This window comes from Klebsiella sp. K5-45, assembly GCF_030128605.1.
GTDB classification, from domain to species: Bacteria; Pseudomonadota; Gammaproteobacteria; order Enterobacterales; family Enterobacteriaceae; genus Klebsiella; species Klebsiella quasipneumoniae.
This window is the reverse complement of record NZ_JAKUZW010000002.1, coordinates 356,065-381,139: the sequence shown is the minus strand read 5'-3', so window position 1 is coordinate 381,139 and position 25,075 is coordinate 356,065. Positions and strand designations below refer to the sequence as shown.

General features: G+C 60.8%; 18 protein-coding genes and 2 pseudogenes. 12 read left to right on the top strand and 8 right to left on the bottom strand.

Translation table 11 applies throughout. The features are described from left to right. Positions 1-19 precede the first annotated feature (19 nt). From MKS11_RS05810 to pptA, 7 genes and pseudogenes are all read left to right on the top strand, one after another. A pseudogene (locus MKS11_RS05810) lies at positions 20-2,283 on the top strand (NtaA/DmoA family FMN-dependent monooxygenase). An 11-nt stretch (positions 2,284-2,294) separates the two neighbouring features. Then, complete coding sequence (locus MKS11_RS05805) at positions 2,295-2,804, top strand: GNAT family N-acetyltransferase (protein WP_004202731.1); 510 nt, start codon at positions 2,295-2,297, stop codon at positions 2,802-2,804. A gap of 9 nt (positions 2,805-2,813) precedes the next feature. Then, positions 2,814-3,740, top strand: coding sequence for an amino acid ABC transporter permease (locus tag MKS11_RS05800; RefSeq protein ID WP_004202730.1), 927 nt, complete (start codon positions 2,814-2,816; stop codon positions 3,738-3,740). Next, complete coding sequence (locus MKS11_RS05795) at positions 3,724-4,503, top strand: amino acid ABC transporter ATP-binding protein (RefSeq protein ID WP_004202729.1); 780 nt, start codon at positions 3,724-3,726, stop codon at positions 4,501-4,503. Before MKS11_RS05800 ends, MKS11_RS05795 begins: the two co-directional genes overlap by 17 nt. 38 nt (positions 4,504-4,541) lie before the next feature. After that, positions 4,542-5,393: a transporter substrate-binding domain-containing protein gene (locus MKS11_RS05790; protein WP_074440910.1), complete on the top strand. Its 852-nt coding sequence runs from the start codon at positions 4,542-4,544 to the stop codon at positions 5,391-5,393. Between the two features lie 77 nt (positions 5,394-5,470). After that, on the top strand, positions 5,471-6,088 hold the full coding sequence (locus tag MKS11_RS05785) for a glutathione S-transferase family protein (protein ID WP_087771027.1): 618 nt from the start codon (positions 5,471-5,473) through the stop codon (positions 6,086-6,088). 70 nt (positions 6,089-6,158) lie between these two features. After that, positions 6,159-6,386: a tautomerase PptA gene (gene pptA / locus MKS11_RS05780; protein WP_002906690.1), complete on the top strand. Its 228-nt coding sequence runs from the start codon at positions 6,159-6,161 to the stop codon at positions 6,384-6,386. A gap of 39 nt (positions 6,387-6,425) precedes the next feature. Here pptA and MKS11_RS05775 read toward each other — a convergent pair whose 3' ends face one another. The 3 genes and pseudogenes from MKS11_RS05775 to MKS11_RS05765 form a co-directional block, all read right to left on the bottom strand. Continuing rightward, the gene (locus MKS11_RS05775; protein WP_017900502.1) at positions 6,426-8,030 is read right to left on the bottom strand and encodes a carbohydrate porin; all 1,605 of its coding nucleotides are present in this window, start codon (positions 8,028-8,030) and stop codon (positions 6,426-6,428) included. Positions 8,031-8,074: 44 nt separating this feature from the next. Continuing rightward, positions 8,075-9,457, bottom strand: a complete 1,383-nt coding sequence (locus tag MKS11_RS05770; protein WP_284109440.1) for a glycoside-pentoside-hexuronide (GPH):cation symporter — start codon at positions 9,455-9,457, stop codon at positions 8,075-8,077. Positions 9,458-9,480: 23 nt separating this feature from the next. Further along, positions 9,481-11,049: pseudogene (locus MKS11_RS05765) on the bottom strand (sugar hydrolase). A 204-nt stretch (positions 11,050-11,253) separates the two neighbouring features. Between MKS11_RS05765 and MKS11_RS05760 the strand changes: the two are divergent. Further along, the gene (locus MKS11_RS05760; RefSeq protein WP_004202721.1) at positions 11,254-12,078 is read left to right on the top strand and encodes a helix-turn-helix domain-containing protein; all 825 of its coding nucleotides are present in this window, start codon (positions 11,254-11,256) and stop codon (positions 12,076-12,078) included. A gap of 55 nt (positions 12,079-12,133) precedes the next feature. Here the strand turns inward: MKS11_RS05760 and MKS11_RS05755 are convergent, their stop codons facing one another. Then, positions 12,134-12,715 carry a flavin reductase family protein gene (locus tag MKS11_RS05755; protein ID WP_004202718.1) on the bottom strand — a complete coding sequence of 194 codons (582 nt, stop codon included), beginning with the start codon at positions 12,713-12,715 and terminating at the stop codon, positions 12,134-12,136. A 214-nt stretch (positions 12,716-12,929) separates the two neighbouring features. Here MKS11_RS05755 and MKS11_RS05750 point away from each other — a divergent pair, with 214 nt between their 5' ends. The 4 genes from MKS11_RS05750 to nhoA all read left to right on the top strand — a co-directional run bounded on the left by MKS11_RS05750 (position 12,930) and on the right by nhoA (position 17,229). Next, the gene (locus MKS11_RS05750; RefSeq protein WP_004202717.1) at positions 12,930-13,631 is read left to right on the top strand and encodes an ABC transporter ATP-binding protein; all 702 of its coding nucleotides are present in this window, start codon (positions 12,930-12,932) and stop codon (positions 13,629-13,631) included. Next, positions 13,628-14,596: an ABC transporter substrate-binding protein gene (locus MKS11_RS05745; RefSeq protein WP_023318383.1), complete on the top strand. Its 969-nt coding sequence runs from the start codon at positions 13,628-13,630 to the stop codon at positions 14,594-14,596. Before MKS11_RS05750 ends, MKS11_RS05745 begins: the two co-directional genes overlap by 4 nt. Before the next feature lie 55 nt (positions 14,597-14,651). Then, positions 14,652-16,307, top strand: a complete 1,656-nt coding sequence (locus tag MKS11_RS05740) for an iron ABC transporter permease (protein WP_087771025.1) — start codon at positions 14,652-14,654, stop codon at positions 16,305-16,307. 76 nt (positions 16,308-16,383) lie between these two features. Further along, entirely contained in the window at positions 16,384-17,229 is an 846-nt protein-coding gene (gene nhoA, locus MKS11_RS05735) for an N-hydroxyarylamine O-acetyltransferase (RefSeq protein ID WP_004202712.1), read from the top strand. A 1,160-nt stretch (positions 17,230-18,389) separates the two neighbouring features. On the opposite strand, the gene narI is transcribed toward nhoA, so the two are convergent. From narI to MKS11_RS05715, 4 genes are read right to left on the bottom strand one after another with little or no spacing between them, the layout of a single operon-like run. After that, positions 18,390-19,070: a respiratory nitrate reductase subunit gamma gene (narI, locus tag MKS11_RS05730; RefSeq protein ID WP_023289864.1), complete on the bottom strand. Its 681-nt coding sequence runs from the start codon at positions 19,068-19,070 to the stop codon at positions 18,390-18,392. Beyond that, positions 19,067-19,762, bottom strand: coding sequence for a nitrate reductase molybdenum cofactor assembly chaperone (gene narW / locus MKS11_RS05725; RefSeq protein WP_032453024.1), 696 nt, complete (start codon positions 19,760-19,762; stop codon positions 19,067-19,069). Before narW ends, narI begins: the two co-directional genes overlap by 4 nt. Beyond that, a complete protein-coding gene (gene narH / locus MKS11_RS05720; protein ID WP_087770997.1) occupies positions 19,762-21,306 on the bottom strand; it encodes a nitrate reductase subunit beta in 1,545 nt (514 codons plus the stop codon). The genes narW and narH overlap by 1 nt, the downstream gene beginning before the upstream one ends. Continuing rightward, complete coding sequence (locus tag MKS11_RS05715; RefSeq protein ID WP_087770998.1) at positions 21,303-25,043, bottom strand: nitrate reductase subunit alpha; 3,741 nt, start codon at positions 25,041-25,043, stop codon at positions 21,303-21,305. Before MKS11_RS05715 ends, narH begins: the two co-directional genes overlap by 4 nt. Between the last annotated feature and the right edge of the window lie 32 nt (positions 25,044-25,075).

Genomic DNA, 25,075 nt, shown 5'->3' with positions numbered 1-25,075 from the left:
GGCAGGGGAAGGGGTAGCTATGTCTGAAAATCGACAATTGCGTCTGGGAACCATATTACATGGTGCATCGGGAAATATGTCCGCATGGCGTCATCCGGCGGCCCAGGCCGACGCCAGTATTAATTTTGATTTTGTTACAGAGACGGCGTTAAAAGCGGAAGCGGGTAAGCTGGATTTTATTTTTGTCGCCGACGGTTTATATATTAATGAAAAATCGATTCCCCATTTTTTAAATCGCTTCGAGCCCTTAACGGTGCTTTCCGCGCTGGCCGCGGTTACCCGGCGGCTGGGGCTGGTGGGGACTTTATCCACTTCATACAGCGAGCCGTTTACCACCGCCCGACAGTTCGCCAGCCTTGACCATTTAAGCCAGGGACGGGCAGGCTGGAACGTGGTCACTTCGCCGCTGGAAGGGTCGGCGAAAAACTTCTCCCGGGCCCAGCATCCGGATCATGCGCTGCGCTATCGCATTGCCGATGAATATCTGCAGGTGGTGAAAGGCTTATGGGATTCATGGGAAGAGGACGCCTTTGTGCGCAATAAGGAGACTGGCCAGTTCTTTGATAAAAATAAACTGCATACGCTCGATCACCATGGCGATTTCTTTAAAGTGGCCGGGCCGCTAAATATTGCCCGCACGCCACAGGGACGGCCGATTATTTTCCAGGCTGGCGCGTCGGACGACGGCAAGAAATTAGCCGCACGCCACGCCGATGCCATTTTTACCCATCAGGAATCGCTGGCCGAGGCGCAGGCATTTTATCAGGATGTCAAAAGCCAGCTGGCGGCATGGCAGCGCACCCCGGACCAACTGCATATCTTCCAGGGCGTCAGCGTCATCGTCGGGGATGACGCCGAGGATGCGGAACGTCAGTACCAGACTACCGCGGCGCTGGTTTCCATCGAGGATGCGCTGAACTATCTTGGGCGCTATTTCGAACACCATGATTTTTCGCAGTACCCGCTTGATGAACCGTTCCCGGATATTGGCGACCTGGGACAAAACAGCTTCCGCAGCACCACCGACGAGATTAAACGTCACGCCCGCGAGCGGGGATTAACCCTGCGCCAGGTGGCCCTGGAGGCCGCGAGCCCACGTCCGCGCTTTACCGGCACCGCCAGCGATGTCGCCGATGGCCTGCAGCTGTGGTTCGAACAGCGCGCGGCGGACGGTTTCATCATTCAGGGCGGCACGCCGGAAACCTTCCCGCGCTTTGTTGACGAGGTGGTGCCTCTGTTACAGGCGCGCGGTCTGTTCCGTCGCGACTATCCGGGCACCACCCTGCGGGAAAGTCTGGGCCTGGCGCTACCCGCTAATCAATTCCAAAAATAAGAAAAGAGAATCACGCTATGCAGAAAACAACACTCTTGCTGGCCGTCGCGTTGGCATTTAGCGCCTCGTCGTGGGCACAGGACGTCAAGATCAATGGCACCGGGGTAAGCCTGGAGGCCAACAAAACGCCGATTCACACAGCGAAAAACCCGAAGGCCATTGCCCTGTTGCCGAAAGATCTGCATCTGGCGGTGCCGGGGAAATTCACCGTCGCGGTGGCGGCCCTGAACTCACCGCCGCTGACGGTCTTCGCCGATGACAACAAAACCCTGCTCGGCAGCGAGGCGGATATCGCCCGGCTGGTGGCGGAGAGTCTCGGGCTGGAGGTGAACGTAGTTCCCACCTCCTGGGAAGACTGGCCGCTGGGAGTCACCTCCGGCAAATATGATGCCGCGATCAGCAATATTACCGTCACCAAAGAGCGAAAAGAAAAGTTCGATTTCGCCACCTACCGCAAAGATTCGCTGGGCTTCTACGTCAAAAGCACCAGTCCGCTGAACAAAATTGACAAGGCGGAGGACATCGCCGGGCTGAAGATTATCGTCGGCTCCGGTACTAACCAGGAGGCGATCCTGCTGGCGTGGAACGCGGAGAACGTCAAGAAGGGGCTGAAGCCGTTTACCCCGGTTTACACCAAGGATGATGCCGCCCAGACGCTGGCGCTGCAGACCGGGCGAGCCGACGCCTTTTTCGGCCCTAACGTAATTGGCGCATGGAAGGCGGCGCTGACCGGCAAAACCAAACTGGTGGGCAGCGTCGATGGCGGCTGGCCGAAAGCGGCGCATATCGCGGTAACGCTGAAAAAAGACAGCGGGCTGGTGAATGCCGTCCAGGCGGCGCTGAACGGCGCTATCGCCAGCGGGGACTACGCCAAAGTGCTTAACCGCTGGGGCGAAGGGGTGGAAAGCATACCGCAATCGGAAATCAACCCGCCCGGGCTGGGCGACTGACAGGAGGCGCGATGAGCGAAGCATTCCGCGATATTTCTCCGGACGCACCGGAGCTGCAGCCGATTATTAGCGGGCTGTTTGCTGAATACGCCGCCCGCTACGGCGACTATTTTTCCCGCGATGCGGAAGTGGAGTTGAGCGAGTGGTATTTGCCGCCGCAGGGGCTGTTTATCGTCCTTGAGCGTGAGGGCGAAATTATCGCCACCGGCGCTTATAAACCTAAGGATCGCCACACCGCAGAGATCAAACGTATCTGGACGCACCGCCGTCTGCGCCAGCAGGGGCTGGCGGCGAAAGTGGTTCAGGAGCTGGAGCGGCGGGCGGTGCTGGCCGGGTACAGCCATATCTACTTGACCACCGGCTTCCGCCAGCCGGAGGCGGTAAAGCTCTATCTCAGCCAGGGGTATGAGGCGCAGTTTGACCTCGCGCGAGACCCGGAAGAGTACAGTCAGCCGCCTTACGATGGCCGGCTGCGGTTCACTAAAGCGCTGGCGGTGAGCGCCTTTAGCCACAGCGCCTGAGGAGGCATTATGCATACATCTGAAACGATAAAAGTGGTGCCGGCGCGCTATCCGCTGCGGGTGGTGGGAGCCCTGGTGGCCCTGCTGGTGCTGGCGGTAGTGATCCAGTCGGTGGCCTTCAACCCGCGCTGGGAGTGGGGCGTCTTCGCCCGCTGGTTCTTTGACCCGGTGATCCTCGAAGGGCTGGGACAAACCCTGCTTCTGACCCTGCTCGGCACGGTGCTGAGCGTGATCTTCGGCGGCCTGCTGGCGCTGGCCCGCTTGTCCTCATCCTGGCTGCTCAGCAGCCTCGCCTGGAGCTATATCTGGCTGTTTCGCTCGCTGCCGCTGATTGTAGTGCTGATCATTCTCTACAACTTCTCCTATCTTTACGACACCCTGTCGCTGGGGATCCCGTTTACCGGCGTCACTTGGGCCAGCTACCAGACGATAAACGTGCTGGGGCAATTCTCCACGGCGGTGGTGGGCCTGACCCTGGTGCAGAGCGCCTATACCGCGGAGATTATTCGCGGCGGCTTCCTCGGCGTTGACCATGGGCAGTATGAGGCCGCTGCCGCGCTGGGGCTGCCCGCCTGGCGACGCACGCTGCGCATTATTTTGCCGCAGGCGCTGCGCACCATTCTGCCATCCGGCTTCAACGAGATCATCAGTCTGGCGAAAGGAACGGCGATGGTGTATGTCCTGGCGATGCCGGAGCTGTTCTACACCATCCAGATGATCTACAACCGTACCCAGGAGGTGATCCCGCTGTTGATGGTCGGCGCCGCCTGGTATCTGGCGATCACCAGCGTTCTCTCCGCCATACAGTACCTGGTAGAACGTGGACTGGCGCGCAGCGAGCGCCGCTCGGCGGTGAACAGCGCCCGCAGCAGCCGTCTGAATCAACCCGCACGTCAACCACAGCCCCAGGAGGCCGTCCATGCCCAGCTCTCGTAATGGCCATATCTCTATCACCGGCGTCAGCAAATACTATGGCCGCCACAAAGCGCTGGACGATGTGTCCTTGGAGATACTTCCGGGCACGGTGACGGTGATCCTCGGCCCTTCCGGTTCGGGCAAGTCCACGCTGCTGCGCACCATTAATCACCTCGAGCGCGTTGATGAGGGGTTTATTCAGATTGATGGCGACTATATCGGCTATCGCCGCAAAGGCGACAAGCTGTATGAGATGAAAGAGAAGGAGATCCTCCGCCAGCGGATCAACGTCGGCTACGTGTTTCAGAACTTTAACCTGTTTCCGCACCTGACGGTGCTGGAGAACCTGATAGAGGCGCCGATCGCCCACAAGCAGGCCACGCGCAAAGAGGCCATTGCCCGTGCCTGGGAGCTGCTGGACGTGGTTGGACTGCGCAATAAAGCAGATGCCTGGTCGCGGCATCTCTCCGGCGGCCAGCAGCAGCGTATCGCTATTGCCCGGGCGCTGGCGCTGGACCCGCGGGTGATCCTGTTTGATGAGCCCACCTCGGCGCTGGATCCGGAGCTGGTGGGCGAGGTGCTGGATGTCATCAAGAAGCTGGCGCGCTCTGGCACCACTCTGGTGGTGGTGACCCACGAGGTTGGCTTTGCCCGCGAGGTGGCCGATCAGGTGGTGTTTATGGTCGACGGCAGGATCGTCGAGCAGGGCAGCAGCGACGAGGTGCTCAACCATCCGCAGCATCCGCGTACCCGGCAGTTTTTATCCAGGGTGCTGCCGTCATGAACAGAGCGATAGCGACCCTTGTATTCAGCGCCCTGGCGCTGGACGCTCACGCGGCGCTGGATCTGCGCGCCAATGAGCAGCCATTGCCGGTCACCCGCGACCCGCAGGCGATCGCGAAAATTCCACCGGGCTATCGCTTCGTGGAACCGGGGACGCTGACGGTGGCGATCTCGGCGCTCAATTCTCCGCCGCTGGCGCTGCTTGCCAGCGACAACCGCACGCGGATCGGCAGCGACCCGGATATAGCCCGCCTGCTGGCCGGGAGCCTTGGCCTGAAGCTCAGGCTGGTGCCCACCGCGTGGGAGGACTGGCCGCTGGGCATCGCCGCCGGCCGCTACGATGTGGCGCTGATCAATATCGCGGTAACCGAGAAGCGCAAAGAGAAGTTCGATTTCGCCACCTACCGGGTGGACTCCCTGGCCTTCTCGGTGAAATCCACCAGCGACATCGCCGCGGTAAACGGACCCGCAGACCTCGCCGGGCGCAAAGTGATCGTCGGGTCTGGCACCAACCAGGAGCGGATCCTGCTGGGCTGGAATGAGGACAACCGGGCCGCCGGGCGGCCGCCGGCCCAGCCGGTCTACCTGACCGATGATGCCTCCGGCAACCTCTATATCCAGTCCGGGCGGGCGGATATCTTTTTCGGCCCGCAGTCGGTGGCCGCCTATAAAGCGGCCCTTAATGGCCAGACCCGGGTGGTAGGCCTGGGGCCGAAAAAAGCGTGGGTGGCGACAACCACCAAAAAAGGCAACGGCCTGGTCTTTGCCCTGCAGGCAGCCCTCGACGGGGCGATTGCCCGCGGTGAATATCAGCAGGTGCTGGCGCGCTGGGGAGAGCAGGGCGAGGCGGTGGCGCAGTCGGTGGTCAACCCGCCGGGGATCACCTACTAACCACCCGGGCCATGGTGTGCCGGTTGGGTGAGCGGTAATTTTCTGCCTACACTTAGGCTTTATCCTGGAGGCAGACCATGATTACCGTTTATGGCGTGCCGGGATGGGGCTCGACGATTAGCGAGCTGATGCTCTCCCTGGCCGATATTCCCTACGAGGTGGTTGACGTTGAGGGCTTTGACCAGCCCGGCCCGGCGCGCGAGCGCCTGCGGCAGATTAACCCGCTGTGTCAGGTGCCCACCCTGAGGCTGGCCGACGGCAACATCATGACCGAAACCGCCGCCATCGCGCTGATGATCCTCGACCAGCGTCCCGACCTGGCCCCCGCGCCGGGGACGCCGCAGCGTCAGCAGTTTCAGCGCCTGCTGGTCTGGCTGGTGGCTAATGTCTATCCCACCTTTACCTATGCCGATTATCCGGAACGCTGGGCGCCCGCCGCAGCGGAGCAGCTTGTGGAGAATTGTCGCCAGTACCGGAACAACCTCTATCTCTGGTTCGAACAGCAACTGGCCGCCAGGCCGTGGGCGCTGGGCGCGTCGATTACCCTCCTGGACTGTTATATCGCGGCGATGTACAGCTGGGGGCCGCGGGAGGCGTGGTTTGACGACCACGCGCCAAAATTCGCGGCCGTCGCCCGGGCGGTCTACCAGCGGCCGGAGTTGGCCGCGGCGCTGCGCCGTAACAAGCTGATTTAACGCACGCGATGCCAACCATAACGGCCATTGTGTGGTAGCGTTATGGCTCTGACCACAAGGAGTCTTTGCTATGCCGCATGTAGATATTAAATGTTTTCCCCGTGAACTGACTGACGAACAAAAAACCGCACTGGCCGCCGACATTACCGAGGTGCTGATCCGTCATCTGAACAGCAAAGAGAGCGCGGTCAGCGTCGCGCTCACCCAGGTTGAGCCGGACGCGTGGCAGGCGGTGTGGGATAGTGAGATCGCCCCGCAGATGGCGCAGTTGATTAAGAAGCCGGGTTATAGCATGTAATTGCCACTGGCGGGCATGATGCCCGCCAGTGACGCTCGGTCAGAACCAAATCTCCGTCTGCACGCCGAAGTTCCATGTCCCGCCAGCGGTAAAGCCTTTGCTGCCGAAATCATCGTTGATCGCATAACGATCCAGGTCTTTATCCCAGTTCATCCACGTGACAAAGAAACGTATCTCCGGCCGCGCTTTGATATCAAACACATCGCCCACTTTAAAGGTGGGGGCGAAGGTCAGCTTGTAGAAATCACCGCGCACCGCCTGATACTGATAAACGTTGTCATTATAGCGATAGCTGCGCCCGTTCGGATTGAGATCCATATACTGCCACGAGGCCTCATACAGCAGGGCGAAGTGAGCGGAGATCCCTTGCGATACCCGCAGGTTAAACGTCGCCCAGTCGTAGCGGTCGCCGTCGCGATAGCGGTCTTCGCTGTGCTGGGCTATCACCGACGGCGCCAGCTGCCAGTTTTTCCCCAGCGGCAGGATCCCGTACGACGCAAAGCGCAGGGAGGCCGCGTTCTCGGTCAGGTCGCCATCGCTCCCCGGCTGACGCGCTTCGGCGCCCAGCCCGACGCCGTACTGCAGGGCGCTTTCCGACACCCCCGGCGCCAGGCCGTAGAACTGCTGTTTGTCGTGGAGGGCCAGCATCGCGTAGTAGCCGTTTTTGGCGGTGTTATCGCTGCGCAGGGCATAGCTCCCGGTGGTCGAGGTATTATCTTTCAGGTCATCGTTGCCCTGGGCGGTCATCACCGTGGTCATCAGCTGCCAGTTGCCGTAAAAATGGTTGGCGGTGAACAGCAGATTCTGGATGTCATTATCCGCGTAATTATCGCTGCCAAGGTCGCCGAAGTTACGCGCATACACCGAATAATCGCCGCGCAGGCCGCTTCCCCAGTCGACATCATTGATCCCGCCGCCGGTGCCACCGAGGAACATGATGTCGCTATCGGTAAAGTGGATATCGAAGTTATCCCGATCGAAGCGCTTGCCAGCCCAGATCGAGGCGCGTTTTAACGGCCCGGTGAACTCGGCGAAATCGCCCATCTCGACGTACAGCTGACGAATGTTCAGATGGTGGCTGTCGTTATCCTGAACCCACGGATCCGGGTTGGTGGCCCCGTCGGCGAGCATGGTCTTAAAGCGCGCCCATGAGCCATCGTTGAAGGTAAGCTTTTTGCCAAAGCTCAGCTCAGCGTAATTATCTTTTTCGTTGCCGAGACGGCCGACGTGGGCATCGCCGTTGAGCGAACTGGCCGGGGAGATACCTGGCCCGCCGCGGGCGCCTTTGCCGTGGCTGTTGACTAACATTCCGGAGCGGGCGTAGGCGTTGAACTCGAAGCCATCGCTGAGGCTGCTTTTCGCCAACTGTTTGTCGGTGTCCTGCTGCTTTTGCTCGGTCGCTGCGGTGCGCTGACTGAGGGTCTGCACCTGCTTTTCCGCTGCCGCCGCGCGCTGTTCCGCGGCGCTGGTGCGCAGCTCCGCCTGCTGCGCCCGACGTTTAGCTTCTCCCGCCTCCTGCTCCGCATGATTTAGCCGGGCCTCCAACAGAGCCAGCCGTTGCTCGACAGTGAGTGGGGCCGCACTCGCGCCGTAAGCCGAAAAAAGGGCGCAGCAAACCGCTGCGCTTATCAAAGAGATACGCATATCAATCCTTATTTTTTTCAGAGGTATGAAGCGTGTGCTGCGCCTTACAGGGCGTGGTTTTCTCCACCAACAGACGATGCGTTCGACGGCGCACGGCGTCCAGCGTCAAGGTCAGCGCGGATCTGCTCGTACTGGTCGTCGAGGCGGTAGAAGCGACCCATCCACAACATTGAGGCCACAATCAGCAGCGCGGGGATATAGAGGTAGCAGGCTTTTATCGCCAGCATCGCGCCGTCGCTTTGCGTCTGGTTAGCGATATAACCGGCGGATGAGAGCAGTACCCCGGTAATGGCTCCTGCGCCCGCCATCGCCACCTTGCCAAGAAAGCCGTTGATGGAGGTTAAAATGCCGGCGGTATTGATGCCGGTTTTCCATACCCCGTAATCCACCGGATCGGCCTGCATGGAAAAGTAAATTGCCGTGCGCTGTCCGGCGCCAAGCGATAACACGACCGCTCCGGCAACCAGACCCCAGCTGTTAACGCCTGCCGCCATCATCATACCCATGCCGACCAGGTTGATCCCGCTGGCGACCAGATACACGTGGAGCTTTTTCATCCGGCTGGCGAGCAGCGGCACGGTGAGGGTGCCCAGCAGGGGAACGAAGGTCGAGATCCCGGCGACGACCGCCGTGAGTTCGTTATTGCCGACGTAATAATGGAAGAAGTAGACCAGCGCCCCGGTTTGGAAGAAAAACGCGCCCCACATCAGGAAAATGTTGATGGCGAAGACGAACCACGGTCGATTGGCGCGCAGGCTGACCCAGGCGCGTTTTAAGGTCATGCGCTCCTGAGTAATGCTGATATTTTCCTTAACGTTCCGGAAGCTCACCAGCAGAAAAAAGGTGGCAATAACGCCGAAAACTACCGCCGTATAGAAGAAGCCGTGCTCCTGATTGCCTTTCCCCAGCGCGCCAACCAGCGGCAGAGTGGCGACCGCGACAATGGTCGCCCCGAGCGAGCCGAGCAGAATACGCACTGCCGACAGCGTCGTGCGCTCTCGCGAGTCGTTCGTCAGAAACGGCAGCATGGCGCAGAATGGAATATTAACGAGGGTATAGAGAAACGACAGGCACAAATAGGTGACAAAAGCGTAGATCAGCTTACCGGTGGTGCCGAAATCGGGCACGTAGAAGGCCAGAATACACAGCAGTCCAAAGGGGATCGCGCCAATCAGCAGATACGGACGGCAGCGCCCCCAGCGGGTGGCGGTATTGTCGATTACCAGCCCCATCAGCACGTCGGCCACGCCGTCCACCAGTCGGGTGACCAGAAACATCAGGCCGACGTAATAGGCCGGGAGGCCCATCACGTCGGTGTAAAAAAACATCAGATACAGAGAGATCATCTGCCACACAAGGTTGCAGGAGAGATCGGCAATGCCATAGCCAAGGCGCTGCCGCCACAGGGTAAACGTTGTTTCTGCCATAAATCACTCGCTTATCGTTGTTGTTAAAGTCCGTACTGGCGAATAAACCAGGCCGGCGTACAGCTCCACGCATGGCAGTAACTTTTGATGAGCTTACTGCCATAGGGGGAAAAGTCAGGATGCTGCGGATCGAAAATTTCCCAGAAGGTGTCGGCGCCGTAGTCGACCATCGCTCCCCAGTAGGCCTTGATCTCCGCTACCGCCTCCTCGCGCAGGCCGCATTGCAGCAGGGCGACAATGTGATGATGGCGCAAGTACGGGGTATTCATGGCAATGGCGGGCGGATGTTGCCGCAGGCGGCGCATCAGCGCTTGCCGCTGCCCGGCGGTGCCAACCTCCGCCAGTACCAGCCAGATCTGCGATGCCCATGAGACCTGGCGCGCGGCGCCGCTGATAAACACCTGCCGCTCGCTGTCCCACAGGTGGCGGAGGGCGGCCTCTTTCAGCTGCGCGAGCGTAGCGGTGTAGTCGGCTACCCGCTGCGGTTCAACACGCTGCGCCAGCCAGAGGGCACGCTGCAGGCAGTAGATAAGCACCCCCTGCGCCGACGACTGTTTATTCAGCTCTGCCTGCCAGTAGATAAATACCCATCAGTCATCGCTGTCGCGCACCAGGCCGCGGGTATCGCAGCGGGTCAGCGCCAGCTCGATTTGCCGTCGCGCCGTGGGCCACAGTTCACGGGCGGTTTCCATGTCGCCAGTGCTTTGCAGGTAGTGATAGAGTACGTCGACAAAAAATAATGAATAATCAAAGAGAAATGTGTCATCGGCACGCACGTCAGGCTGAACAAAGACATTGGCGGAGACCATGCCATCTTCCCGGGTATGGCCGGCAAACAGGTACAGGCAGCGGCGGACCAGATCGTGGTGGCCGAAGGTCACGTCATTGACCAGCGCCTGCAGGCGCAGGTCGCCGAGCCACAGCCGACGGTCGCGTTTCGGCCCATCCTCAAACACCTCCTGCATGCAGTTTTGCAGGGTGCGAACCGCGACGTCATCAATGGCTTTCAGCTCCGAATCGGCGATGACCGCCGGCTGCGGGCTGCCGGCTGAGGTAACGGTTTCCAGGGCTATCTCATCGAACTGCAGACGAAATTTGCGCGACAGCGCTTTGATTTCCACCTTCAGGTAGCGCAGGCAGTAGCGACGCGGCAGGTCAACCCGGGCGGGCAGGACGTCGAGCCACAGATCCTGTTGCTGCAACCAGCTACTGCTCAGCCACCCCTGGTACTCGCTGAACGGCTCGCAGACTTCGCTCAGCGTTTCGCCGAAGGTGAAGTGCAGATGGGCCGGGGCATCCGGCGGGCTGCCGACGCTGCGGCAGCTGAACTGCAGGTAGCCAACAAAATGGCTGCCAAAGTCAATGATAATGCTGTCGCCGACGCGAAGCGGCTGCTGATAAAACTGCTCAGGCGTGCAGACGGTGTGTCCCCGCCAGCCGTTCAGCGCCGCCGGATCGGCGACGGCCTCGACGATGGCCTGCGGCGCCTGGCGCTGACGATGTAGCGCGGGCGTTAGGGCGGCCGCACGCTCTAATAAATGCGGATGGCGGGTCATCGCCACACTGGAATTGTATTGAATTGCCTGTGACATACTGCGTCCTCTCCATTAGGTTAGGCGCAGCATAGGCCGTCGTCCGGCGGCACCACCACTCTGGCAATGCCAAACCGTCAGTGAAAATGGCAGGAATAATGAGGTGGGGGCGCTGGCGATCACAAATCCGCACATCGGGCGCGTGCCGAGGGCCGGAATAGATTATCGTGCCCCTGCGCACCAGGCTGTTCAGGATTTGCTGTAATGATGACACTGACCGTTGAGTATTATTTCACCCACCCCCAGGATAAGCTCGGCATGTACGCCAGCGACCCGGAAGATAATAGCCAGGAACATGGCCACGAGTTTGCCGAGCTGGTGATCGTCGAGGAGGGGCATGGATTACACGTTATTAATGGCCGCCCGCTGTATATCCAGCAGGGCGATGTATTTTATGTCCAGCCTGGCGATGTCCACTATTATGATGAGCTGGGGACGCTGAAGTTGATTAATGTCTTAATTAATCCGGCGGTGGCCTTTCGCTATTTACAGCAGATGGAGGGATTGCTGCAGCAATTATCGGCGCAGCGCGCCGCCTGCTATGGCTGGCTGGCACCGGAGACCCGCAGCTATTGTCGGGAACTGGTGGAAAAGATATTTTCCCCGGCGCTGAGGGCGGCGGATAATACCCCGCAACGGGAGTCTCTCTTTTTCCAGCTGGTGACCACCATTCTCACAGCCGAGTCGGAAGCCGAATATAGCAGCACCCGCTATAAACTGCATAAATTACTCACCTGGCTGCAGGAGCACTGTTTCGAAGAACATAACTGGCAGCAGCTGGCGGAGCAATTTCATCTCACCACCCGCACGGCGTTTCGCCATATTAAAGAGGCCACCGGATTAACGCCGGATAATTATCTGAAACGTCTGCGACTGGTCTCCGCGCGGGTCAAATTACGCGAAACGGAGATGACCATTACCGAAGTGGCTTATCTGTGCGGCTTCGCCAACAGCAACCACTTTACCACCCTGTATAAAAAAGTGTTTGGCCTGACCCCAAGCGCCGATCGCCGCCGCCCACCGGGTTAAAAGGGGGGCCGCAGGCCGGGCAGGGGAAAAATCTGCCACCCGCGGCAGGTCACGCTTATTCGTCGAGGGAGTTTGCCCGCACGTGGCGGCCACTGGCGACAAAATTGCCTGTCCCCAGATGATGCAGGGTATTGATCTTATCGTCGTCGAACTGCCAGCGTCCGGTGACGAATGCGCGTTCATCGGCGGCGGCAGACACCACCTCCCCGAACAGGGTGTCGTACTGGGTCTGGGCCGCCGTCGCCGGCAGCAGGCGGCACTCCATCCATGCCAGACACTTCTCCTCGATCAGCGGCAGGCCCAGCTCCGGACCGGTCACCACCGGAATTCCGTAAGCATTGAATTTGTCTTCATCGCGGCCGCTGACGCTGCCGACGGCGTAGGTCCAGCTGGCGGCGGCCACGCCGGGAACCACGATGCCGAAGGTGCCGTTGCGCTCGATGATTTCCCGCGTCCAGGTGCTTTTATCCACCACGATAGCCACCCGCGGTGGGGCGAATTCCACCGGCATCGACCAGGCGGCGGCCATGACGTTGCGCCGGTCGGACGCAGCGTCGTAGCTGGTGATCAAAATGGTCGGACCGTGGTTGAGCAGGCGGCTGGCATACTGCAGTTCCACGTGGCGAAAGCGGCTCATAGGCGTTCCTTGAGTAATGGGTCGGTTGGCGGGTAATACGTTAAGCCGCAATGAAAATGTAATCAATACGTCATCTCGTCTGACTATAGTCGCCAGCACAAAGTCCCAAAGAGGATCACAATATGTTGGCTCCCCTGATGTTATCCCAGGTGAGCGCGCCCCGTCGGATGTCGACCGCCGGGCAGGGGTTGCTTTCCCGCAAGGGAGGGCGACAATGCGCGCGCTGACCCCTATCACTCTGCAGGCGGTCTCATTCGCCTTCGCAGAGACCCCCATTCTCGATCGCTTCTCGCTGCATATCGAACCCGGCAGCATTGTGGCGCTGCTGGGCCCGTCCGGCTGCGGCAAAAGCACCTTGCTGCGCCTGCTGGCGGGGCTGAGCGTGCCGGCCAGCGGTGAAATCCGCTTTGGCGATCGGCTGGTGGCCCGCGCAGGCTGGGGATTGCCCCCGGAACAACGCGATATCGGCATGGTTTTCCAGGATTACGCCCTCTGGCCGCATATGAGCGTGGCGCAGAACGTCGCCTTTCCGCTGCGCATGCGCGGCATTGCCCGCGCCGAACGCGAGCGCCGGGTGAGCGAGGCGCTGGCGCGGGTGGGCCTCGACGGCTTTGCCGAACGTAAACCTTCAGGCCTTTCCGGCGGCCAGCAGCAGCGGGTGGCGCTGGCGCGGGCGATCGTCGCCGCGCCGCGGGTGCTGCTGTTTGATGAGCCGCTCTCCAACCTGGACAGCGAACTGCGCGAATCGCTGTGTGGCGAAATGAGCCGCCTGCTGCGCCAGCTCGGCATCACCGCCGTGTATGTTACCCATGACCGCCGTGAAGCCGAGCTGTTAGCCGACCGGATAGTCCATTTATCCGCGGGCCGCGTGGCCGCTGTCCGCGCCGTTACGCCAACCTCAGGGGACGTTGTATGAACACCGTTATGACCGTTAAGAAAGGAGTGGTACTCGCGATGGCTCTCTCCGCCATGATGCTCTCAAGCGCCCATGCGCTGACCGTTTACACCGCCGGCCCTGGCTCGCTGGCGAAAAGCCTGGCCAGCGGTTTTGAACAACAGACCGGGGTGAAGGTGACCGTTTTCCAGGCCACCACCGGCAAAGTGATGGCCCGTCTGGAGGCCGAGCAGGCCAACCCACAGGCGGATGTGCTGATCTCCGCTTCATGGGATACCGCGGAGGATCTGCACCAGCGGGGTTGGTTGCTGCCTTTTCACAGCGCCAACGCCGACAAGGTACCGGCTAATCTGAAATCGGCGGACTATATCGCCCAGGGGGTCTCGGCGCTTGGCATCGTCTGGAACAGCAAAAGCGGCACTCCGGAGCCGAAAGAGTGGCGGGATCTCACCCAGCCGGCGTTTAAAGATAAGGTGACGACGCCTGACCCGGCGCTCTCCGGCGCGTCGCTGGATCTGCTGATTGGCCTGCAAAACAGCATGGGCGACCAGGCCTGGCAGCTGTTTGACGATCTGAAAAAGAACGGCATGGTGGTCAGCGGCCCCAACGCCCAGGCGGTGACGCCGGTGATGCAGGGGGCGAAAGCGGCGGTGTTCGGCGCGGTGGATTATGTCTCCTACGGCAATATTCAGCAGGGCGAGTCGCTGAAGGTGATCTTCCCGGCCAGCGGGACGGTGATTGCCCCACGCCCGATGATGATCCTCAAAACCAGCCAGCATGCCGACGACGCCAAAGCCTTTATCGATTACGTGCTGTCGCCGGAAGGTCAGGCGCGGGTCGCCGACGCCTGGCTGATGCCCGCTCGCCGCGATGTGGCCGCTAAACGCCCGCTGCTGGACGCGCTGAAGGTCTTGCCCACCAGCGGCGAGGGGAGTAGCGAGCGTAGCGCCGTCCTGACCCGCTTCAGTCAGCTGTATGCCCAATAATTGACACGATTCTCCGGCGCTGGCCGCCGGAGAACGCTTCGTTTCAGGAACCGCTGTGAAACAAAAATTCCTTTCCGGCGTGACCCTTGCTGCCCTGACGCTGCTGGTCGCGTTACCGCTGTTGTTTATTCTGCTGCAGGCAATTTTTCCCCATTTTAGCGCCGGTTCGCTCCATGACGCCTTTGGCGGCGTCTCGCCGCTGCTGGCGGACCCTCAGCTGATGTCGATGCTCGGCGGTACGCTGTGGATCGCCGGCGGCGTGGCGCTGGCCAGCGTCCTCATTGGCCTGCCGCTCGGCATTCTGCGCGGTATGTTTTCGTTGCCGCTGCCCCGGCTATGGGACCTGCTGTTTTTGATCCCCTTTCTGACGCCGCCCTATATCTCGGCGCTCTCGTGGATGTTGGCGCTGCAACGCCAGGGCTATCTGCAGCAGCTGACCGGCTGGCAGCTTAACGATCTGCTATTCAGCCGCAGCGGGATCGTGCTGGTGATGACCTTTAATATTTTTCCCGTGGTCTACTTTGCCGTTTCCCGCAGCCTGCTGGCGAGCGGGCAACGGCTGGCGATGGTCGCCCGGGTCCATGGCGCCAGCGCCTGGCGCGCCTTCTGGCACGTGACGCTGCCGATGCTCTCCCCGGCGCTGGCGGCGGGGATGCTGTTGGCGTTTACTCTCGCCATCGAGGAGTTTGGCGTACCGGCGGCGCTGGGCAGCCGGGCGGGAGTGGTGATGCTGACGGTGGGCATTGAGAAAAAGCTGGCCGACTGGCCGGTGGATCTCACCGGCGCTGCGCTGCTGTCGCTGCTGCTGATGGCGGTAGCGCTGTTCGCCTGGTGGCTGCAAACGCGGCTGGTGGGTGAGAAGGAGGTCACCAGCGTCACCGGCAAACCGGGAGAAAACCGTGGGACGTCGCTGGGCTGGATGACGCTGCCCGCGCTGCTGGCGATGGCGGCCGTCGGCGGCCTGGCGGTCGGGGTCCCCGCCGCCTCGATGATGCTCACCAGCCTGATGGGCACCCTCTCGGGCGGAGTCAGCCTGGAGAATGTCACGCTGCGTCATTTCGCGGCGCTATTCGACCAGCAGGGCGATGCCCTGTCGACCCTCGGCGTCAGCCTGTCTCTGGCGCTAGGTTCGGCGCTGATCGTCGGCGCGCTGGGGCTGCTGGCCGCCTGGCTGGTGATGGTGCAGAAGATCAAAGGGCGCGGGGTGGTGGATGCGCTGTCGCTGATGCCGGCGGCGCTGCCGGGCGTGGTGGTGGGGGTGGGATTGATCCTGCTGTGGAACCAGCCCTTCTGGCCGCGCTCGCCCTACAACACGCTGTGGATGCTGCTGCTCTCCTATTGTTGCCTGCTGCTGCCCTGGCCGGTGCGCTATGTCGGCAGCGCGCTGCGCCAACTCGGCCCCAATCTTGAGCCCGCCGCCCGGGTCCACGGCGCGTCGCCGCTGCAGGCGCTGCGGCTAATTGTTCTGCCGCTGGTCTTTCCGGCGCTGCTGGCGGCGATGCTGATGGTGTTTGCGGTGGCGTCCCGGGAGCTGGTGACCTCGCTGCTGCTGGCGCCCGCCGGCACGCAGACCGTGGCGGTGTTTATCTGGCGCCAGTTCGAACAGGGATCCGTTGGTCAGGGCATGGCGATGGCCAGCCTGACGCTGTTGACCGGTCTGCTCCTGATGCTGACGGCGCTGGCGCTGATGCAGCGCAGCACGCGCGGTTAACGACAAGCGCACAAAAAAGAGGGTCGGCGCGGGAATATAGGCTATAAATGTCGGACACCAACAGCTGGAGACCCTGATGAGTCCCTTTTTACGCGCCTATTTTTCCCGTCTGGGCTGGACGGGAGAGCCTGATGTTTCTATTGATACCTTGCGCCAACTGCATCTGCAGCATAACAGCGCTATCCCTTTCGAAAACCTCGACGTCCTGCTGCCGCGCGAGATCCATCTTGACGACCTGGCGCTGGAAGCGAAGCTGATCGCCGGCCGACGTGGGGGGTATTGTTTTGAACAAAATGGCCTGCTGGAGCGCGCGCTACGCGAAATAGGTTTTAATGTCCGCAGCCTGCTGGGCCGGGTGGTGCTGGCCAATCCGCCGCAGATGCCGCCGCGCACCCATCGTTTATTGCTGGTGGAAGTGGCGGGTGAGCGCTGGATCGCCGACGTTGGCTTCGGCGGCCAGACGCTGACCGCGCCGATTAAGCTGCTGGCCGATATCCCGCAGCAGACGCCGCACGGCAGCTATCGTCTGGTGCATGAAGGGGATGAGTGGACGCTGCAGTTCAACCATCACGAGCATTGGCAGTCGATGTACCATTTCGATTTAGGTCGCCAGTATGCGTCTGATTATGTGATGGGTAACTTCTGGTCGGCGCACTGGCCGCAGTCACACTTTCGTCACCACCTGCTGATGTGTCGTCATCTGCCGGACGGCGGCAAAATGACCCTTACCAATTTCCACTTTACCCACTGGGAAAATAACCACGTGGTGGAGAAGGTCGATTTTGCCGATGTCTCCGCGCTGTACGAAGGGCTGCAAACCCGCTTCGGCCTGGGCGTGGACGATCCTAAACATGGCTTCAGCGAAGCGGCGCTGGCGGCGGTGATGGCGGCTTTCGATACGCATCCGGAAGCCGGGAAGTAAATTTCCTCATGCCCGGCGGCCGGGCCTACGGGGTGTGAGCCTGTGAGTGGATCCTGTAGGCCGGGTAAGGCGCAGCCGCCACCCGGCGAAATCAAGGATACCGTGCCTGATATCTTGCCCGGCGGCGCTGCGCTTGCGCGGGCCTACGGGGTGTGAGCCTGTGAGTGGATCCTGTAGGCCAGGTAAGGCGCAGCCGCCACCCGGCGAAATCAAGGATACCGTGCCTGATATCTAGCCCGGCGGCGCTGCGCTTGCGCGGGCCTACGGGGTGTGAGCCTGTGAGTGGATCCTGTAGGCCGGGTAAGGCGCAGCCGCCACCCGGCGAAATCAAGGATACCGTGCCTGATATCTTGCCCGGCGGCGCTGCGCTGGCGCGGGCCTACGGGGTGTGAGCCTGTGAGTGGATCCTGTAGGCCGGGTAAGGCGTAGCCGCCACCCGGCATAAAAGTGGCTCCGTGCCCACAGTCATCGCCCGGTGGCGCTGCGCTTGCACGGGCCTGAACGCCAGCCGGACGGTTCCCTCTCCCTCCGGGAGAGGGCCAGGGTGAGGGGAAGCACTGCAGTGTGGTTGTTTATGTTATCTGTGGCTTCAGCGTAGTTTGCGCTCCCGGTTAATTGTCTGCGTTATGTCTCTTAAGGCGCAGGGAGCGCACAGGGGGCGGCCAGTCGCCGCCGCCCCCTGTACCCCCGGGCTCCGGCCAGCAAAATCGCCACTGCGTGGTGCCTTCGACTTATCCCGCCAGGCTTCGGGTCGGGCCGAGGCAGCGTCCTTGCAAAACACGGCCCTCAGCCCGCATCCATGCGGGCTGCCCCGGCCTGCCGGGAACGTCTCAGCGATTTTGAGGCCGCCAGCACCGGCAGTTTCAGCAACAATGGTGAATAAATTAACGGCAGGTCGCACGAACCGTAGGCCGGGAACGTAGGCCGGGTAAGGCGCAGCCGTCACCCGGCGAAATCAAGGATACCGTGCCTGATATCTTGCCCGGCGGCGCTGCGCTTGCGCGGGCCTACGGGGTGTGAGCCTGTGAGTGGATCCTGTAGGCCGGATAAGGCGTAGCCGCCATCCGGCATAAAGGCTGGAACCGGGGCCGATAAATATGACCCGGAGTCGGCACGAGCGCCTCGTCCGGGCTACTGGTAAGGATGAATGATAAACGCCGTCAGCGTCGGGAGCGCACCACCTGGTAACGGCGGGTGAAATACTCCACCGGCGCACTCCAGACGTGAACCAGACGGGTGAACGGGAAGATCAGGAAGATGGTCATCCCCAGCACCAGGTGGACGCGGTAAATCCACGCCACGCCGTCCAGATGCGCCGAGGCGCCGCCGTGGAAGGTGACCACCGCCTGCGCCCAGTCCACCAGCTTGAGCATTTCGCTGCCGTCCGGATGCTGGGCGGAGAAGGGGATCGTCGTCAGCCCCAGCGCGCACTGAATCAGCAAAATGCACAGGATCAGAATATCTGCCGTGGTGGAGGTGGCGCGAATGCGCGGGTTGGTCAGGCGGCGAGCCAGCAAGCCGATGCCGCCCACCAGGGTGAGCACCCCACACACGCCGCCGAGGATCATCGCCATCAGCTGCTTCTGCGACATTGGCAGGAACCACGAGTAGACCCAGTGCGGGGTCAGCATGCCAAAGAGATGGCCGAAAAAAATGCCGAGAATGCCGATATGAAACAAGTTCGACCATAGCACCATCCCGCGTTTATCCAGCATCTGGCTGGATGACGCGCGCCAGGTATACTGCCCGTAGTCGTAGCGTAGCCAGCTGCCGAGCAGAAACACGGCGCCGCAAAGGTAAGGGTAGATATCGTAAAAGAAGACGTTCAGATACTGGATCATTTCGGGCCTCCGGCGCGGATGTCGACGTACAGCGGCGCCACATCCTGGCTAAAGCGTCGTTGATAAGCTTGCATAGGCGAGCTGTCGCAAGCGGTCGCATTATCTTCAATAAACTTCACCTGCTCTTCTTCCCACACTTCGTCCAGCGCCTGACAGGTATCGTCGCGCTTTTCTCCCGCCACCTGTTTGGTGACACTGTCACTGGTGAGCGGGCTTTTTGCCAGTTCCAGCAGGGCGTCAAACAGTTGATAATACGAGCATTCTCGTTGCTTCAGGCGGCCGCCGATCAGCGCCAGAATCGGCGCGATATTCTGCAGCCCTTCACGGGCGTCGGCGAGGGGTAAAATACTGAGATACTCCAGATACAGCGGCAGATAGTCGGGCAGTTCTCGGCAATCGATCAGCAGACCTGCCTGCTGATACTGATTCATCAGGTCCACCATCGCCTGGCCACGGTCGCGGGACTCAGCATGCACATGTTCAAACAGCAGCAGCGAGGTGGCGCGCCCTCGCTCGAACACCTCGCACCAGTCGGCCTGGCGATCCAACAGCGGCGCCGCCAGCAGCTCCCCGACAAAGGGCGTCAGGGAAGGGATATCGGCGCTGACCAGCGCCAGGGCTTCGTCGCGGTTCTCCCACAGCACCTCGTCGGGATACTCCAGCAGCAGACCGAGCACTTTCAGGATCCGCATCACTCTCCCTCCCCATGCTTACGCACGCCGCTGACGTCGATGGCGTCAATCCGCCGGCTGTTAAACAGGTTGAATTTCGTATCTGACCCGTGGCAGCCGTCGCCGAAGGTAAAGCCGCAGCCGTTGCGTTCCGGGAAGGCATCCTCCGCCAGTTCGCGATGGCTGGTGGGGATCACGAAGCGGTCTTCGTAGTTGGCGATCGCCAGATAGCGATACATCTCTTCGACCTGCTCAACGCTGAGTCCCACCTCTTCAATTGCCCGGGTATCGGTCACGCCCTCAACGGTTTGCGAGCGCTTGTAGTGGCGCATCGCCATCATCCGTTTCAGCGCGCGCAATACCGGTCCGGTATCCCCGGCGCTCAACAGGTTCGCCAAGTACTGGACCGGAATGCGCAGGCTCTCCACCGCCGGCAGGATGGCTCCGTTGTTGGGCAGGCCGCCGGCGTCGGCAACCGACTGGATCGGCGACAGGGGCGGCACATACCAGACCATCGGCAGGGTGCGATACTCCGGATGCAGCGGCAGGGCCAGCTTCCAGTCCATCGCCAGCTTATAGACCGGCGATTTCTGCGCCGCCTCAATGACATTGTGGGGGATGCCTTGTTTTAACGCTTCCTCGATGACCGCCGGATCGTTTGGATTAAGGAATACCTCGCACTGGCGCTCATAGAGGTCGGTTTCATGCTCGGCGCTGGCAGCCTCTTCGATACGGTCGGCGTCATACAGCAAGACGCCGAGATAGCGGATGCGCCCGACGCAGGTTTCGGAGCACACCGTTGGCTGCCCGGACTCAATGCGCGGATAGCAGAAGATGCATTTTTCCGACTTACCGCTCTTCCAGTTAAAGTAGATTTTTTTATATGGACAGCCGCTGATGCACATCCGCCAGCCGCGGCATTTGTCCTGATCGATCAGCACGATGCCATCTTCCTCACGCTTGTAGATGGCGCCGCTCGGGCAGGTGGCCACGCAGCTCGGGTTGAGGCAGTGCTCGCACAGGCGCGGGAGGTACATCATAAAGGTGTTTTCGAACTGGCCGTACATCTCTTTCTGCATGGCTTCGAAGTTACGGTCGCGGGCGCGTTTCTCGAACTCACCGCCGAGCAGTTCCTCCCAGTTCGGGCCCCAGTCAATTTTATCCATCCGCTCGCCGCTGATCAGCGAGCGTGGGCGGGCGGTAGGCAGATATTTTCCCTCCGGCGCGTTGTGCAGGTGCTGGTAATCGTAGGTGAAGGGTTCGTAGTAATCGTCAATCGCCGGCAGCACCGGGTTGGCGAATATCTTCGACAGCACGCTAACCCGATTGCCGAGGCGGGGCGTCAGTTTACCGCTGATGCCGCGGATCCAGCCGCCTTGCCACTTCTCCTGGTCTTCCCAGTTTTTTGGGTAGCCAATGCCCGGTTTGGTTTCCACATTATTGAACCACGCGTACTCCATGCCCTCCCGGCTGCTCCAGACGTTTTTACAGGTGACCGAGCAGGTGTGACAGCCGATGCATTTGTCCAGATTCAGCACCATTCCAACCTGAGAACGGATTTTCATTTTTTCGCCTCCTGTACCTGATCGCGACCTTCGTCATCCAGCCAGGCAATATTTTTCATTTTGCGGATCATGATGAACTCGTCGCGGTTGGAGCCGACGGTGCCGTAGTAGTTAAAGCCATAGGCCAGCTGGGCGTAGCCGCCGATCATGTGCGTCGGCTTCGGGCAGACGCGGGTAACGGAGTTGTGAATGCCGCCGCGGCGGCCGGTCACTTCCGAACCCGGGATATTCATAATCCGCTCCTGAGCGTGATACATCATGGTCATCCCCGGCGGCACGCGCTGGCTCACCACCGCCCGGGCGGTGAGGGCGCCGTTGGCGTTGAACGCTTCAATCCAGTCGTTATCTTCAATGCCCAGCTCTCTGGCGTCAGTTTCACTGAGCCAGACGATCGGCCCGCCGCGCGACAGCGTCAGCATCAGCAGGTTTTCGCTGTATGTGGAGTGGATCCCCCATTTCTGGTGCGGGGTCAGGAAGTTCAGCGCTTTCTCCGGAAAACCGTTCGGCGGCACGGCCTTCATCTGGCTGACGCTGCGGGTATCAATGGGCGGGCGATAAGCCACCAGGCTTTCGCCGAAAGCCCGCATCCACGGATGGTCCTGATACAGCTGTTGCCGCCCGGAGAGGGTGCGCCACGGGATCAGTTCGTGCACATTGGTATAACCAGCGTTGTAGGAGACGTGCTCGCTTTCCAGTCCGGACCACGTTGGGCTGGAGATGATCTTGCGCGGCTGCGCCTGAATATCGCGGAAGCGGATCTTCTCATCCTCTTTATTCAGCGCCAGATGAGTGTGGTCGCGACCGGTAAATTCTCCCAGCGCCTGCCAGGCTTTCACCGCCACCTGGCCGTTGGTTTCCGGCGCGAGGCTGAGAATAACTTCTGAGGCGTCAATGGCGCTGTCGATCCGCGGCCGGCCTTTGGCCGGACCGTCCTGCTTGAGGTAGTTAAGCTTGCCGAGGAAATCGACTTCGCTTTGCGTATTCCACGAGATGCCTTTTCCGCCGTTGCCAAGCTTATCGAGCAGCGGCCCGAGAGAGGTGAAGCGTTCCCAGGTGGCGGGATAGTCGCGCTCCACCAGGGCAATCGACGGAGCGGTTTTCCCGGGGATCAGATCGCATTCGCCCTTGCGCCAGTCAAGCACCTCGAACGGCTGCGCCAGCTCAGCCGGAGAGTCATGCTGCAGCGGGACCAGCACCACGTCGGTCTCTTTCCCGAGATGGCCGACGCAGACCTGCGAGAAGGATTTGGCGATATCTTTGTAAATCTCCCAGTCGCTCTTTGCCTCCCACGCCGGGTCGACGGCGGCGGAAAGCGGGTGGATAAACGGATGCATATCCGAGGTGTTCATATCGTCTTTTTCGTACCAGGTGGCGGTCGGTAGAACAATATCGGAAAAGAGACAGGTACTGGACATGCGGAAATCCAGCGTCACCAGTAGGTCGAGTTTGCCCTCGATAGCCGCCGTCTGCCACTCGACTTCCTCAGGTTTCACCTCATCGCTGGCGCCCAGTTCATCCCCCTGAATACCGCTGTCGGTCCCGAGCAGGTATTTCAACATGTACTCATGCCCCTTACCGGACGATCCCAGCAGGTTAGAGCGCCAGATAAACAGGTTCCGCGGATGGTTTTTGCCGCTGTCCGGCTGCTCGGCGGCAAAGCGGATCTCGCCGGATTTTAGCGACCGCACCGTGAACGCCGAGGGCGATAGCCCGGCGGCCTCGGCCTGCTGCTTGATGGCCAGCGGGTTGACGTTGAGCTGTGGCGCAGAAGGCAACCAGCCCATCCGTTCCGCGCGGACGTTGAAGTCGATAAGGCTGCCGCTAAATTTGCTGGCGTCGGCCAGCGGCGACAACAGCTCCTGCGCGGTCAGTTTTTCATAGCGCCACTGGCTGGCGTGATTGTAGAAATAGGAGGTGCTGTTCATTTGCCGCGGCGGGCGGTTCCAGTCCAGCGCGAACGCCAGCGGCAGCCAGCCGGTCTGTGGGCGCAGCTTCTCCTGGCCGACATAGTGCGACCAGCCGCCGCCGCTCTGGCCGACGCAGCCGCAGAACACCAGCAGGTTAATCATCCCCCGGTAGTTCATATCCATGTGGTACCAGTGGTTTACCCCGGCGCCGAGGATAATCATCGAACGGCCATGGGTTTTATGCGCCGTATCGGCGAACTCGCGGGCGATTTGTTCGATATGCTGGCGCGGCACGCCGGTGATCTGCTCCGCCCACGCCGGGGTATAGGCTTTAACCTCGGCGAAATCTTTCGCCGCATTGACATCATCAAGCCCTCGGTCCAGGCCGTAGTTAGCCAGAATCAGGTCATATACGCTGACCACCAGGCCGCTTTCGCCACTGGCCAGCGTCAGCTGTTTCACCGGGAGCGGATGAAGGGTTACCGGTGCCTGCGGCACGCTGCGGAAATGCGGGTTTTCATTGCCGCCGAAGTAGGGGAAGGCGACTGACGCCACGCTGTCGCGAATATCCAGCAGAGACAGCGTGAGCTCCACCGTTTTGCCGTCAGCCAGCGGTTCGAGGTTCCATTTCCCTTTTTCGCCCCAGCGAAAGCCGATGGAACCGTTTGGCGCCACCAGTTCGCCGTCGGCGGTGCAGGCGACGGTTTTCCATTCCGGGTTATTCGTTTCGCCCAGTCCATCCAGCAGGTCGGAGGCGCGCAGCATGCGGCCTGGCACATAGCTGCCATCGTCGCGCGGCTCAAGCATCACCAGCATCGGCATGTCGGTATAGGTGCGGCAGTAGTTAAGAAAGTAATCGCTCGGGTTATCAAGGTGGAAGGTTTTGAGGATCACGTGGCCCATGGCCATCGCCAGCGCGCTGTCGGTACCTTGCTTCGGCGCCAGCCAGTGGTCGCACAGTTTGGCCACTTCCGAATAGTCCGGAGTGATGGCGATGGTTTTGGTGCCTTTGTAGCGCACTTCGGTGAAGAAGTGGGCATCCGGGGTCCGGGTCTGCGGCACGTTGGAGCCCCAGGCGATAATGTAGCTGGCGTTGTACCAGTCGGCGGATTCCGGCACGTCGGTCTGCTCGCCCCAGGTCATCGGCGAGGCGGGGGGCAGGTCGCAGTACCAGTCATAGAAGCTAAGGCAGGTGCCGCCGATAAGGGATAAATAGCGGGTACCCGCGGCGTAGGAGACCATCGACATCGCCGGGATCGGCGAGAACCCGGCGACGCGGTCCGGACCGTAGTGTTTGATGGTCCAGACGTTGGCGGAGGCGATAAGCTGATTCAGCTCTTTCCAGCTGGAGCGGACAAAGCCGCCTTTGCCGCGCGCCGCTTTATAGCTGGAGGTTTTGGCCGGATCCTGCATGATGCTATCCCAGGCCTGCACCGGGTCGGGAAACTGCGCCAGTGCTTCGCGCCACAACGCAATCAGCCGTTTACGCGCCAGCGGGTACTTCAGACGGTTGGCGCTATAGAGATACCAGGAGTAGCTGGCGCCTCGCGGGCAGCCGCGTGGTTCATGGTTCGGCAGATCCGGGCGGGTACGCGGATAATCGGTCTGCTGGGTTTCCCAGGTCACCAGACCGTTTTTGACATAAATTTTCCAGCTGCAGGAGCCGGTGCAATTCACGCCGTGGGTGGAGCGGACAATTTTGTCGAACTGCCAGCGTTGACGGTAGCTATCTTCCCAGTCACGGTTGTTGTTGTAGACCTGACCGTGGCCGTTGGCAAAGGTCTCGCCTTTCTGCTTAAAGTAGCGAAAGCGATCCAGTAGTTTACTCATGACATTTCTCCTGCTCCGATGATGTCCGGCAT

Excerpts from the sequence above, each read along its gene's own strand:
- MKS11_RS05715 (WP_087770998.1), bottom strand. The coding sequence starts at position 25,043 with ATGAGTAAACTACTGGATCGCTTTCGCTACTTTAAGCAGAAAGGCGAG.
- MKS11_RS05785 (WP_087771027.1), top strand. The coding sequence starts at position 5,471 with ATGATTACCGTTTATGGCGTGCCGGGATGGGGCTCGACGATTAGCGAG.
- MKS11_RS05760 (WP_004202721.1), top strand. The coding sequence starts at position 11,254 with ATGATGACACTGACCGTTGAGTATTATTTCACCCACCCCCAGGATAAG.
- MKS11_RS05805 (WP_004202731.1), top strand. The coding sequence starts at position 2,295 with ATGAGCGAAGCATTCCGCGATATTTCTCCGGACGCACCGGAGCTGCAG.
- MKS11_RS05750 (WP_004202717.1), top strand. The coding sequence starts at position 12,930 with ATGCGCGCGCTGACCCCTATCACTCTGCAGGCGGTCTCATTCGCCTTC.
- nhoA (WP_004202712.1), top strand. The coding sequence starts at position 16,384 with ATGAGTCCCTTTTTACGCGCCTATTTTTCCCGTCTGGGCTGGACGGGA.
- MKS11_RS05755 (WP_004202718.1), bottom strand. The coding sequence starts at position 12,715 with ATGAGCCGCTTTCGCCACGTGGAACTGCAGTATGCCAGCCGCCTGCTC.
- MKS11_RS05770 (WP_284109440.1), bottom strand. The coding sequence starts at position 9,457 with ATGGCAGAAACAACGTTTACCCTGTGGCGGCAGCGCCTTGGCTATGGC.
- MKS11_RS05795 (WP_004202729.1), top strand. The coding sequence starts at position 3,724 with ATGCCCAGCTCTCGTAATGGCCATATCTCTATCACCGGCGTCAGCAAA.
- MKS11_RS05775 (WP_017900502.1), bottom strand. The coding sequence starts at position 8,030 with ATGCGTATCTCTTTGATAAGCGCAGCGGTTTGCTGCGCCCTTTTTTCG.
- MKS11_RS05800 (WP_004202730.1), top strand. The coding sequence starts at position 2,814 with ATGCATACATCTGAAACGATAAAAGTGGTGCCGGCGCGCTATCCGCTG.
- narH (WP_087770997.1), bottom strand. The coding sequence starts at position 21,306 with ATGAAAATCCGTTCTCAGGTTGGAATGGTGCTGAATCTGGACAAATGC.
- pptA (WP_002906690.1), top strand. The coding sequence starts at position 6,159 with ATGCCGCATGTAGATATTAAATGTTTTCCCCGTGAACTGACTGACGAA.
- narI (WP_023289864.1), bottom strand. The coding sequence starts at position 19,070 with ATGATCCAGTATCTGAACGTCTTCTTTTACGATATCTACCCTTACCTT.
- MKS11_RS05745 (WP_023318383.1), top strand. The coding sequence starts at position 13,628 with ATGAACACCGTTATGACCGTTAAGAAAGGAGTGGTACTCGCGATGGCT.
- narW (WP_032453024.1), bottom strand. The coding sequence starts at position 19,762 with ATGCGGATCCTGAAAGTGCTCGGTCTGCTGCTGGAGTATCCCGACGAG.